The sequence below is a fragment of the Sandaracinobacteroides saxicola genome, assembly GCF_014117445.1.
In the GTDB taxonomy this organism is placed as follows: Bacteria; Pseudomonadota; Alphaproteobacteria; order Sphingomonadales; family Sphingomonadaceae; genus Sandaracinobacteroides_A; species Sandaracinobacteroides_A saxicola.
The window spans coordinates 3,134,546-3,146,790 of record NZ_CP059851.1 but is presented as its reverse complement, the minus strand read 5'-3'; the positions used below and the strand labels follow the sequence as shown (position 1 = coordinate 3,146,790).

The 12,245-nt window shown below is 67.5% G+C and carries 11 protein-coding genes; 6 read left to right on the top strand and 5 right to left on the bottom strand.

The window, feature by feature from the left end:
- Genes H3309_RS17580 through H3309_RS15755 form a run of 3 tightly spaced genes read right to left on the bottom strand, consistent with a single transcriptional unit; the run spans nt 1 to nt 2,230 of the window.
- Complete coding sequence (locus tag H3309_RS17580) at nt 1-813, bottom strand: shikimate dehydrogenase family protein (RefSeq protein ID WP_182295917.1); 813 nt, start codon at nt 811-813, stop codon at nt 1-3.
- Nucleotides 810-1,403, bottom strand: coding sequence for a Maf family protein (locus H3309_RS15760; protein ID WP_182295915.1), 594 nt, complete (start codon nt 1,401-1,403; stop codon nt 810-812). The genes H3309_RS17580 and H3309_RS15760 overlap by 4 nt, the downstream gene beginning before the upstream one ends.
- Nucleotides 1,403-2,230: a pyruvate, water dikinase regulatory protein gene (locus tag H3309_RS15755; RefSeq protein WP_182295913.1), complete on the bottom strand. Its 828-nt coding sequence runs from the start codon at nt 2,228-2,230 to the stop codon at nt 1,403-1,405. The genes H3309_RS15760 and H3309_RS15755 overlap by 1 nt, the downstream gene beginning before the upstream one ends.
- Nucleotides 2,231-2,551: 321 nt before the next feature.
- On the opposite strand from H3309_RS15755, the gene hemE reads away from it, so the two are divergent.
- From hemE to H3309_RS15735, 4 genes are all read left to right on the top strand, one after another.
- The gene (gene hemE, locus H3309_RS15750; RefSeq protein ID WP_182295911.1) at nt 2,552-3,586 is read left to right on the top strand and encodes a uroporphyrinogen decarboxylase; all 1,035 of its coding nucleotides are present in this window, start codon (nt 2,552-2,554) and stop codon (nt 3,584-3,586) included.
- A gap of 223 nt (nt 3,587-3,809) precedes the next feature.
- Nucleotides 3,810-4,262 carry a CopD family protein gene (locus H3309_RS15745; protein ID WP_243453775.1) on the top strand — a complete coding sequence of 151 codons (453 nt, stop codon included), beginning with the start codon at nt 3,810-3,812 and terminating at the stop codon, nt 4,260-4,262.
- 124 nt (nt 4,263-4,386) lie between these two features.
- On the top strand, nt 4,387-5,643 hold the full coding sequence (gene rho, locus H3309_RS15740) for a transcription termination factor Rho (RefSeq protein WP_182295909.1): 1,257 nt from the start codon (nt 4,387-4,389) through the stop codon (nt 5,641-5,643).
- A 187-nt stretch (nt 5,644-5,830) separates the two neighbouring features.
- On the top strand, nt 5,831-6,466 hold the full coding sequence (locus H3309_RS15735) for a PEPxxWA-CTERM sorting domain-containing protein (RefSeq protein ID WP_182295907.1): 636 nt from the start codon (nt 5,831-5,833) through the stop codon (nt 6,464-6,466).
- Nucleotides 6,467-6,651: 185 nt separating this feature from the next.
- Here H3309_RS15735 and H3309_RS15730 read toward each other — a convergent pair whose 3' ends face one another.
- Together H3309_RS15730 and dacB are read right to left on the bottom strand one after the other, a co-directional pair.
- Entirely contained in the window at nt 6,652-9,702 is a 3,051-nt protein-coding gene (locus H3309_RS15730) for a TonB-dependent receptor domain-containing protein (protein ID WP_182295905.1), read from the bottom strand.
- Nucleotides 9,703-10,006: 304 nt separating this feature from the next.
- Complete coding sequence (gene dacB / locus H3309_RS15725; RefSeq protein WP_243453774.1) at nt 10,007-11,440, bottom strand: D-alanyl-D-alanine carboxypeptidase/D-alanyl-D-alanine endopeptidase; 1,434 nt, start codon at nt 11,438-11,440, stop codon at nt 10,007-10,009.
- A 96-nt stretch (nt 11,441-11,536) separates the two neighbouring features.
- Here dacB and H3309_RS15720 point away from each other — a divergent pair, with 96 nt between their 5' ends.
- Nucleotides 11,537-11,794: a hypothetical protein gene (locus H3309_RS15720; RefSeq protein ID WP_182295901.1), complete on the top strand. Its 258-nt coding sequence runs from the start codon at nt 11,537-11,539 to the stop codon at nt 11,792-11,794.
- Nucleotides 11,781-12,221 (top strand): pepsin/retropepsin-like aspartic protease family protein, encoded by a 441-nt coding sequence (locus H3309_RS15715; RefSeq protein ID WP_182295899.1) that lies wholly within the window; start codon nt 11,781-11,783, stop codon nt 12,219-12,221. Before H3309_RS15720 ends, H3309_RS15715 begins: the two co-directional genes overlap by 14 nt.
- Nucleotides 12,222-12,245: the final 24 nt, after the last annotated feature.

Here is a 12,245-nt window from a genome sequence, read left to right as displayed (position 1 = left end):
TCATCCCCCCAGCAACCCCCGCAACTCCGCATCCCGCTCGCGCGGCGCCTCCACCCCATAGAACAGCCGGAACGCCGCCGCCGCCTGCGCGATCAGCATGGTCAAGCCGTCCACCACCCGCAGCCCCCGCCGCCGCGCCGCCCCCAGCAAGTCCGTCTCCAGCGGCGCATAGACCATGTCGAACACGCTGGCGTCCGCGCGCAGCCCCTCCACCGCCACCAGCAGCGGCAGCGGCATCGCCGGCTGCCCCACCATCCCCAGCGGACCGGCGTTCACCAGCATCGCCGTCGCCGCCGGCAGCCCCTCCTCAAACCCGATGACATCGCCCACCAGCCGGAACGCCGCCAGCAACGCCCGCCCCTTCGCCGCATCGCGCACCACCAATGTCACCGATTTCGCCCCCACCAGGCTGGCCGCGGTCAGCGCCGCCCGCGCCGCGCCGCCGGCACCGATCACCACCAGCCCATCCTTCGGCAGCCCCGCCGCCAGCACCCCCTGCACGTCGCTGTTGTGCGCGGACAGCGTGCCATCCTCCCGCACGCAGACGATATTGGCCGCCCCCACCGCCGCCGCGCTGGCATCGACATGCCCGCACGCCCGCAGCGCCGCCTCCTTGTGCGGCACCGTCACATTCACGCCCCGGAACCCCAGAACCGGCAATCCCGCCAGCGCCGCCGGCAAGGCCTCGGGCTTCACCGGCAACCGCACATACTCCCCGTCCAGGCTCAAACACCGCAGCCAGAAGCGGTGGATCAGCGGGGATTTGGAATGGGCGACGGGCCAGCCGACAACGCCTGCGACGGGCAAGCTCATGCCGCCATCACCCCCCGCTCCCGCAGATAGCCCAGCACCGCCAGCAGCGGCAGGCCCAGCACCGTGAAATAATCCCCCTCAACCGCGCTGAACAGCTGCGCTCCCAACCCCTCCAGCCGATAGCCGCCCACTGTCGTCAACAGCGCCTCCCCCTCCGCCGCCACATACTCCTCCAGAAAGGCGTCGGAAAAGTCCCGCATCACCAGCCGCGCCACGCCCACATGCCGCCACACCGGCACCCCGTCCAGCGCCACCACCGCGGCGCTCACCAGGCTGTGGGGCTGCCCCCGCAGCGCCCGCAGCTGGTCCCGCGCCGCCGCGATGCTCTCCGCCTTGTCAATATGCCGGTCCCCGAACGCCAGCATCGAATCCGCCCCCAGCACCAGTGCCCCCGGATGCCTGCGGCTCACCTTCACCGCCTTCGCCTCCGCCAGCGCATCCGCCACATCCCGCACCCGCCGGCCTTCCGCCCGCAGCGAATCCCGGATCGCCCCCTCATCCACCTGCGCCCCCACGCACGTCACCGGCACCCCCGCCGCCAGCAGCATCGCCCGCCGCGACGCACTCTCCGACGCCAGGATCAATTCCATCAACCCACCACCCCCGCCGGCTCTTCCCGCTGGTTATAGAGGTTGATCACCGCCGCCGCCGTCTCCTCGATGCTGCGCCGCGTCACATCGATCACCGGCCAGCCCCGGTCCGCGAACAGCCGCCGCGCCATCATCAGCTCGCGCGCCACCCCGTCGGGGTCGACATAGCTGTCGTCCGGCCCGCGCCCCAGCGCCGTCAGCCGGTTGCGCCGCACCGCGATCAGCCGCTCGGCACTCACCGTCAACCCCACCACCAGCGGCTTCTTCAGGGTCAGCAGCCCCTGCATCGTCGGATCGCCCGGCACCAGCGGCATGTTCGCGCATTTATAGCCGCGGTTCGCCAGATAGATGCTGGTCGGCGTCTTGCTGCTGCGGCTCACCCCCGCCAGCACGATGTCCGCCTGCTCCCAGTCGTCCGCCAGCAGGCCGTCGTCATGCGCCATGGTGAAGGTGATCGCCTCCACCCGTCTGAAATAGGCCGCGTCCATCACATGCTGCCGCCCCGGCCGCGCCTTGGCCTCGCGCCCCAGCACCCGGCTCAGCCCCTCCACCACCGGATCCAGCACCGCCACCACCGGCAGGCCCATGGCCGCCGCCCGCGTCTCCAGCCGCGCCCGCACCGCACCCCCCACCAGCGTATAGAGGATCAGCCCGGGCCGCGCGGCGATCTCGTCCAGCACCCGGTCCAGATGCCCTTCGCTCCGCACCATCGGCCAGAAATGCTTGACCGCCTCCACCCCCTCGAACTGGCTCAAGCCCGCCTTCGCCATCGATTCCAGCGTCTCGCCGGTCGAATCCGAAACCAGATGCAGGTGCAGGATGCTCACAAGTCTGTGGATAGCCGAGCGGAAAAGCCGGGGGAAGGCTCTGTTCATCACGGCCGCGCCATCGCTCCCCCGCCGCCAGCCCCCGCCAAAACCCGCTTGTCCGCCTCGGGACAAGTCCATGACGCTGCCGTGGCAAAAGCCTGACAAACCCGGATCCCCAAGCGTGCGGAAGGGCTTGCACCCCGTCATCCCTGTGGACAACAAGGTGGACAGCGAAGCATCCCCAGCATCCACAGCACAACAACCAACAACAAGGATTCCTTAAATATAAAGGAGTCCCTGGCTTGTGGCGCTTGACCCCCGGCCCTCCGCTCTCCCACCATGGCGGGCATGAAACCCATCCTCGCGACGCTGGCCGGCCAGATCCTGCCCACCCCCCCGCTCTGGCTGATGCGCCAGGCCGGCCGCTACCTCCCCGAATATCGCGCGCTGCGCGCCGAGAAAGGCAGCTTCCTCAACCTGGTCTATGACAGCGACGCCGCGGCCGAGATCACCCTGCAACCCATCCGCCGCTTCGGCATGGATGCCGCCATCCTGTTTTCCGACATCCTCATCGTCCCCCACGCGCTCGGCCAGCAGCTCACCTTCACCGAAGGCGAAGGCCCCCGCCTCACGCCCCCGCTCACCCCCCATGATCCCGGCGCCTGGATCGACGGCCTCACCCCCGCCCTCCACCATTTCGATCCCATCTACCAGACCGTCGCCAAGGTCGCCGCCGCGCTCCCGCCCCACGTCACCCTCATCGGCTTCGCCGGCTCGCCCTGGACCGTCGCCACCTACATGGTCGCCGGCCATGGCACCAAGGAGCAGGCCCCCGCCCGCACCCTTGCCTACCGCGACCCCGCCGCCTTCCAGGCCCTCATCGACCGCATCAGCGCGACAACCCTCGATTATCTCTCCGGCCAGGTCATGGCCGGCGCCGAAGCCCTGCAACTGTTCGACAGCTGGTCGGGCAGCCTTGCCCCGTCCGAGTTCGACCGCTGGGTCATCGCCCCCACCGCCGCACTCGTCGCCCAGCTGAAAGCCCGCCACCCCCACATCCCCGTCATCGGCTTCCCCAAGGGCGCCGGCGAGAAACTCCCCCGCTACGCCCGCGAAACGCACGTCGACGCCGTCGGCCTCGACGAAGCCCTCGATCCCGCCTGGGCCCACGCCAACCTGCCCGCCGACCTCCCCGTGCAGGGCAACCTCGACCCCCTCGCCCTGCTGGCCGGCGGCGAGCCCCTGACCGCCGCCATCACCCGCATCTGCGAAGCCCTCGCCGGCCGCCCCCACATCTTCAACCTCGGCCACGGCATCCTGCAACAAACCCCCATCCCCCACGTCGAAGCCCTGCTTACCCACCTCCGTGCTTAACTCCCCTCCCTCCCGCGCAGCGGAGAAGGGAGGGGCAGGGGGTGGGTGCGAGCGAAGGCGAGCCCGATGCACACGGTGGGTGCAAGCACATCGAGCCGTAGCTGCTCATGCCTCTCCCCCGGCACGGGGGAGCGACTCGCCGCGCAGCGGCGGCGGAGGGGGCCAGCAAGCCGCAGCCCCAAGCCCCCTTGCCCCTCCCGCCAAACCCCCGCATAACCCGGCCATGGAAAACATGATGGGCTGGCTCGGCGGTTTCTACGTCCAGGTGAAGGCGCTGCACGTCATCGTCACCTTCTTCTGGATCGCGGGCCTGTTCATGCTGCCGCGCTACCTCGTCTACCAGGCCGGCGAGACCCCCGGCTCGCCCGAAGACCTCAAATGGACGGAGCGCACCGCCCGCCTGCGCCGCATCATCCTCAACCCCGCCCTCATCGCGGTCTGGATCCTCGGCCTGATGGTCGCCACCTCCTACGGCCTCGCCGGCTCCGGCTGGATCCACGCCAAGATCTTCCTCGTCCTGCTGCTCAGCGGCTACCATGGCTGGGCGGTCGGCATGTCGAAGAAAATGGCGGCCGGCCAGCGCCCCATGGCGGAAAAAAGCCTGCGCTACCTCAATGAAGTCCCCGCCTTCTTCACCATCCTGCTGGTCGGTCTCGCCATCCTCAAACCCTTCTGACCGCTCGCCGCTTGACACCCGCCTGAGGTCGGCTTAGCTCCCAACAGGCGCACCGGTCCTCGGTCGCGCCCCTTTCCCGCCGATTGATGCCCTTCGCGCGCCGGCGGCCCCCAGGACAGATTGAATGCATCTCCAGGAACTCAAGAAAAAAACCCCCGCGCAACTCGTCGCCATGGCCGAGGAGCTCGGCGTCGAACAGGCCTCCACGCTGCGCAAGCAGGACCTGCTGTTCGGCATCCTCAAGGTCATCGCCGACCGCGGCGAGGACATCATCGGCGCCGGCACCATCGAGGTGCTGCAGGACGGCTTCGGCTTTCTCCGCGCTGCCGAGGCCAATTACCTCGCCGGCCCGGACGACATCTACATCTCGCCGGCGCAGGTGCGCCGCCACGGCCTGCGCACCGGTGACACGGTGGAGGGCGAAATCCGCGCGCCCAAGGAAGGCGAACGCTATTTCAGCCTGGTCAAGCTCCTGACCATCAACTTCGACGATCCAGAGGTCGTCCGCCGCCGCGTCAATTTCGACAACCTCACCCCGCTCTACCCGGACGAGCGCCTCACCCTCTCCCTCGACGACCCCACGGTGAAGGACCGCACCGGCCGCGTCCTCGACATCGTCACGCCCTTGGGGAAGGGCCAGCGCTGCCTGATCGTCGCCCCGCCGCGCGTCGGCAAGACGGTGATGATGCAGAATGTCGCCCGCGCCATCAGCCAGAACCACCCCGAATGCTACCTCATCGTGCTCCTCATCGACGAGCGGCCGGAGGAAGTCACCGACATGCAGCGCACGGTGAAGGGGGAGGTCATCAGCTCCACTTTCGACGAACCCGCGCAGCGCCACATCCAGGTCGCCGAAATGGTGATCGAGAAAGCCAAGCGCCTGGTCGAGCACAAGCGTGACGTCATCATCCTCTTGGACAACATCACCCGCCTGGGCCGCGCCTACAACACCGCCATGCCGTCCTCCGGCAAGGTGCTGACCGGCGGCGTCGATGCCAACGCGCTCCAGCGCCCGAAACGCTTCTTTGGCGCGGCGCGCAATATCGAGGAAGGCGGCTCGCTCACCATCATCTCCACCGCGCTGATCGACACCGGCAGCCGCATGGACGAGGTGATCTTCGAGGAGTTCAAGGGCACCGGCAACAGCGAAATCGTGCTCGACCGCAAGATCGCCGACAAGCGCGTCTTCCCCGCGCTCGACATCGGCAAGTCCGGCACGCGCAAGGAAGAGCTGCTGGTCGACGACGCCATCCTGTCGAAGATGCGGGTGCTGCGCCGCATCCTCATGCAGATGGGCACCATCGACAGCATGGAGTTCCTGCTCGACAAGCTGAAGGACAGCAAATCCAACGCCGACTTCTTCGATTCGATGAACCAGTAGCCAAGGCGGCAGACAGGGCTATCCCACAGACTGTTCCCTGCCCTCTGGAGGGTAGGGGATGATTTCATACGACGCCCGCTGACATCTCACCTGTGACGCAATGCCCCCTTGTTGCATCGCAGCGCCTTGACGAATCATCATTAACCATGTTTCATCCACCCACTGGGTCATTTCATGGGGGCTTACCATGTTGAAAACCATCCTCACCACCGCCGCGCTCGTGCTCGCGCTTCCCGCCAGCGCCACCGTCTTCTCCAAGAACACGCTGGTGCCGGTCTTCGCCAACCAGCCCGGCGTCATCTCCTTCTCCGGCGGCAACCTCGTCTCCAACGGCAGCTTCGAAACCGGCGACTTCAGCGGGTGGGAGCAGGTGGGTGACACCAGCTTCACCTTCGTCACCGATGAACTGGCGGGCGGCGGCCCGACGGACGGTGATTTCCACGCCGCCTTCGGCCCGCTCGATCCCGGCGGCGGCGGCATCGTCCAGTTGATCAACACCACCGCCGGCGGCGTCTATACCCTGTCGTTCGACCTCGCCAATCTCGGCGGCCCGCCCAACGCCTACGGGGTCTTCTGGGACGGCGGCTTCGTCTCCATCGATTTCGATCTCGATTCGTTCGACTATCAGACCTTCACCACAACGCTGACCGCGTCCACCAGCAGCACCGAGCTCGGCTTCATCTTCTACAATGAACCCAGCTTCTTCCTGCTGGACAATATCAGCCTCGCCGTGGTCCCCGAACCGGCCACCTGGGCCATGATGATCCTCGGCTTCGGCCTCGTCGGTGGCACCCTGCGCCGCCGCCGCCACGTCGCCGCCTGATCCCCGGACAAGATGAAGGCGGGCTTCGGCATCCCCGAAGCCCGCCTTTTTCATGCCCTCAGCCAGCCCCTAGAGCGAGTCTCGATCTGACTGCATCAGATCGGCCGCTCTATCTCCTTGTTTTGCCGCATGGCTTTCCGATGCTGGTGATTCCACAGACACGGACCATGCTCTAAGGCAGGCCCTCAGAACTTCACCTCCGCCGACAGCGTGAAGCTCCGCCCGCGCGGATCGGCCACCCGCGGCTCCCAGCTGCTGCCGGCCCCGGTGTTGCTGTCATAGGTGATCGCGAACGGCGGATCTTTGTCGAACAGGTTCCGCACGCCAAAGATCACCTTCAGATTCTTCTGGATCGTCGCGGAGGCAGAGAGGTTGTAGATGACATAGTCCTTCACCTGCTTCTGCAGGTCCGGCGGGCTCACCAGCCCCGCGGTCACGCCCGGCAGCTCCTGGTTGGTATAGCCTTTCCGGAAAATCTGGGAGAGCGAGACCGAAAACTGCTCGTTGCTCCACGTCACCCAGGCATTGTGCTTCCACCGCAGCCCCAGGTCGCCGGCAAAGGTGAACACCCCGATCAGGCTCGGCCCGAACGGCGTGTTGGGGATCAACTGCTCCCGCTTCTTCAACAGATAGGTGCCGTCCAGCCCCGCGGTGATGGCGCTGCCGTCGTCGAACTCATGCCCGCCGCGCAGGGATATCTCCAGCCCCTGCGTCCGCCGCGCGCCGGCATTCACCCAGCGCTGGTCGATCACGATGATCGTCCCCGCCGAATTGCGCACGAACCGCTCGGGAAACAGCGTCGCATTCTTCACCAGGTCCTGCAGCGTCAAAATGGTGATCGTGCCGTCCACATTGATCATCCACCAGTCGACGCTGGCGCTCCACAACCGGTTCGGCTGGAACACCACGCCCAGGTTCACCTGCTTCGCCTTCTCCGGCCCCAGCTCCGGGAAACCGCCATTGGCGATGTCCGGGTTGATCTGAAAGCAGTTTGGATCGGTCACGCTCACCTTGTTGCTCGGGCATTTCACCGGGTCCACCAGGTCGCGGCCCGAATAGGGCGACAGCGTCACGCCATTGAAAATCTGGTTGAAACTCGGCACCCGGAAGCTGCTGTTGTAACTGCCGCGGAACAGCAGCGAATCGATCGGCCGCCACTTGAACGCTACCTTCGGGTTCCAGGTCGTGCCGAAGCCGGTGTAATCGTCCACCCGAATCGCGCCGGTGATCTCGAACCCGGTGAAGATCGGAAACAGCACCTCCGCATAAGCGGCCTTGATGTCGCGCTTTACCCCGGTCAGCGCATTGACGTTGTCGAACGCCGCGTTGAAGATGTTCGGCTTGTCGATGGCATCCGCCGGCGAACCGTTGAAGCCATATTTCTCCTGCCGGAAATCCACCCCGATCGCCGCCTTCACGCTGCCCGCCGGCAATTCGAACAGGCTGCCCGACACCGAGGCATCGGCCTGCTTCACCTCATATTTGCCGCCATACAGCGTCGTCCCCGTCGCCGAGATCGCCTTCAGCCCGTCGATCGCCTGCTGCGACTGCACCAGCGAGAAGGGGTTCAGGATGCCGCTGTTGATCAGCCCCACCAGCCCCGGCGCGCTGGCGCCCGGCGCCGTCGGCGCGCGCGGATCGGGCGAGCCGGCGATGGCGCCGGGGATCCCCGACGCCGCCGCCTGCGCCGCCGAGACGAAGGTGCCGCGGAAATGATAGCCCGTCCCCAGCACCGAGGAGCTTTCGCTCCGCGCATAGGAGGCGCCGGCGCGATAATCCCAGTCGCCGAACAGCGGCCCTTCGGCCCCCACCGTCGCCCGCAGCGTCTTGGTCTCGGTCGCATATTCGCGCACGTCGCAGGCGATGCAGCGCCAGCGGAAGGCGATCGGCTTGCCATAATTCACCGAGATCGCGGGAAACTGCGCCACCACCTTGTTGTAGATGTCATTGTAGGTCGCCCGCGTCAGGTCGTTCAGCGGATAGGCCAGCGGCAGCGTCGTGTTGTTCGCCGTCAGCTGGTTGTTGGAAAACTGCTTCGACGAATCCGCCTTTGATCCGGTGATCTCCGCGAACAGCTGATGCTCACCCAGCTCCACCGTCGCCCGGCCATAATAGGTCAGCGTCTCCAGCGGCTGCTGCAGGATCGCCGCCCGCCCGGTGTCCCAGGCGCAGGCAAAGGCGGCCGCCGGATTGGCCCACAATTTGTCGTCATAGGCCATCCCCCCGTCCATGGACTGGCAGCCCGCCCCGCCCGGCAGGTCGAGCACGTTGATCCCGCCCGACGCGCGGACACCTTTCGGATTGGCAGCCGATATGGATCCAGGAAAGATCAGATCATCCAGCACCGTCGATCCGCTGGTGCCGCCCAGCAGCGTGCCACCCTGCGAAATGCCCACGCCCGGCGCCGTCGGGTTGACCGGGAACAGCGTCGCGATCGGCGTCCCCCGCGTGTCCACCGAAAGCCCCCGGTTCGGCTGGTTGCCGTTCACGAAGCTGCGGTCGGACCCGCGCAGGATGCTGTTCCAGCTATAGCTCACCGCCCCCATGATGTTGAAACCCTGGGATTTCAGGTCGCCATAGCCGACCGTCCCGGAAATCCGGTAGATCGGGCTGTCCCCCTTCCCCGTCACATCGGTGAAGCCGTTCAGCGTCACCCCCTGATAATTGGTCTTGGTGATGAAGTTGATCACACCCCCCACCGCGTCCGTGCCATAGATGGCGGAGGCGCCATCCTTCAGCACCTCGATCCGCTCGATCGCCGCGAACGGGATCTGGTTCACGTCCACCGCCTGGCCCGACAGCCCGTGCGCCGCCACCCGCCGCCCGTTCAGCAGCACCAGCGTCGCCGCGCTCCCCTGCCCGCGCAGGTTCGCCGCGGAAAGCCCGTTGGTGCCGCGCTGCGCGCCGCTCGTCACATCGGTGTTCGATGCCAGATTGTCCGCGCCATTGCCGTTGGTCGACAGCAGGCTGATGAACTGCTCGGGGCTCACGATGCTCTCGCGCGACAGGTCATCGGGCGTGAACACCTGCAGCGGCAGCGGGCTGTCGTTCGGGTTGCGCTTGATGCGCGACCCCGTCACCACGATCATCTCGCCCTCATCGGCGCCCGGCGCCGGCGCCGCCGTCTGCGCCCGCACCGCGCCCGCCAGCAGCATCGCCCCCAGCATCGTGCCCAGCATTGCCCCAGGCGCCGTCCCCGAAACCAGCGCCGCCCGCATCGATCCCTGCCGCATCATCTGTCCCCTTCGCGCGCCATTCGGCGCCTTCGTTCATCCCGGCGCAACCGCACCGGCCGCATCCGCAACCAAGTCTAACCGCCCGCCCGCGCCCCGCCAGCCGCAACATTAACCACAGTTCAGGAACCCCGCCACCGTTGCCCAACGGCAACACCCATTATCGCCCCATACCCCGCCACCGCCGCTTCAATTGAGCAGCCTCGCGCACCACACCCCTCCTGCCCCGCGCAGCGGAGAGCGGGAGGGGCGACTCGCGCGACAGCGCGGCGGGGGTGGGTGCCCTCCAACTAGCCGAAATCCTCCCTCAACTCCCCGCCGCCACCACCCCCAGCGCGCGGTCCATCACCCCCGTCACCCCGCCGCCACCCGGCACATCATTGGCATAGATGGCAAAGGTCAGCGTCCGCCCCGATGCCGCCACCATGGTGCCCGCCAGCGCATTGGTCGCGTTCACCGCCCCGGTCTTCGCCACCAGCACGCCCTGCAACGGCGTCCCCCGGAACCGCCGCCGCAGCGTCCCGTCCATCCCCGCCACCGGCAGCGTCGCGCGATACGCCGCCGCCCACGGCTGCGTCGCCACCCAGCGCAACAGCGTCACCGTCGCCCGCGGCGACAGGCGGTTGTAGGTCGACATCCCCGACCCGTCGGACAGGTCCCATGCCGTCCGCGCCACGCCGGCGCGCGCCATCGTCTCCGCCACCTTCGCCAGCCCGTCCGCCACGCTCCCCGTGCCGTCGATCGCCCCCAGCCGGCGCAGCAGCAGCTCGGCATAAAGATTCTGGCTCACCTTGTTCACCACTGTCGCCGTCGCCTCGAGTTCGCTCGCCGGCAGTTCCGCCAGCACCGCCGGCCGCGGCGGCCGCATTGCCGGTGCCCCGGCACGCACCCGCGGGTCATCGAACGGCCGCGGTGCCCGGTGCCGCACGCGCACGTCCCCCGTCACCACCACGCCGCGCTCGCGCAGCATCGCCGCCAGCCGCCAGGCGGCATAGTGCGCCGGATCGTCGATCCCCAGCCCGATCGTCTCTGGCGCACCGGCGGAGATCGCCCCGTCCAGCCGCACCACCCGCTCGCCCGCCAGCCGGCCCACGTCCATCGCGCCCGGCCGGCGCCCGGCGCCCGGCGCCGCCACCGTCACCGCGCGATTGTCGATGGCCAGATAGGTCCCCGTCTCGATCACCGGCGCCCGTCCCACCGCCCCCGGCACCACCCGCAACAGCTGCTCATTGTTGTCGAGCGTCAGCGCCGAAATCCCCGTCCCCGATCGCTCGGGCAGGTTGTTCCAGCTCATCCCCGCCGGCCAGCGCTCGTCGGGAAAACGGCTGTCATCCCCCACCACATCGCGCACCCGGCGGGTTTTCGCCGCCACCGCATCCGCCAGCGTCGACAGACACGTCGCCACGCAATCCGGCGCGCTGGACAATCGCGCTTCCCCGCGCCCTTCCAGAATCACGTCGCCGCCCTCCAGCCGCACCGCCGCGCCGCCGGTCGCGCGCCCTTCCAGCGCGCGCTCGCCAGTGCCCGCCAGCCCCGCGGCATGGTCGAACGTCGCCGCCGTGGTCAGCAGCTTGGTGTTTGATGCGGGGATGAACCGCATGTCGGGCGCGATCGCCACCACCTCCCGGCCATCGTCATCCACCACCAGCATCCCGAACCGAACCCCAACCCCCGCCTCCGCCAACACCGCCCCCACCCGCGCCGCCAATGCCTCGTCCGCGCTGGCCGAAGGGGCGGTCAAGGCCAGGCAGATGCCGATCCCGGCCACACCCCACAACCATTGTCGAATAGTTCGAATCACTTGCAACGCTTTGATTCCCCTCATGAAGCATGCTATATGTTCCATGTGGAACAGCAATGGCTCGATGCGATCGATCGCAATTATGACGCGTTCATGCGCCAGATTGCAAACCTGCTTCCGGACCATGAAGGCCGCTATGCCCTGCTGCACGACGGCCAGCTCATCGCCATTCACGACAGCCCCGGCACTGCCGAGCAGGAGGGCGCTCGTCGCTTTCCCGGCCAGCCCTACTCCATCCAGCCGGTGGTGATCGATCCCGTCGACATGGGCTATTGGTCACTTGCCGCGCATTGAAGGTGCCCTGCAACCGGCACGCGGCTCCTTCCGCATCCTGCTCCCCATCGCGGTCGCAAGCCTGCCGGCCGATGGCGAATCCCCCGCCATGCTTCAGTTTCAGACCAGCACGGGCTTGCTCGACACCGGGGCCCTGCGTTCCGGCCTGTCACGCAGCCTCGCAGCAGCGCTGAAGCTGCCCAGCCGCGGCAAGATCGTCGTCAACAACGCGTCCGGTTCGGCGCCCCATCGCCTGTTCAATTTTCGCCTCGGCTTCCGGTTGGACAGCGCCGACGATGCCCGTCTTCCCTGGTTTCTGGACGATATCGTCCAGGGCATGGACTGGGCCGACCACCCCGAATTCGGCGTCCTCATCGGCATGGACATCATCAGCCGCTGCGACCTCCACATCCGCCGCACCGGCAGCTTCACCCTCACCCTCCCCTGAACAGGGCTTGCTCCCCCGCACCCA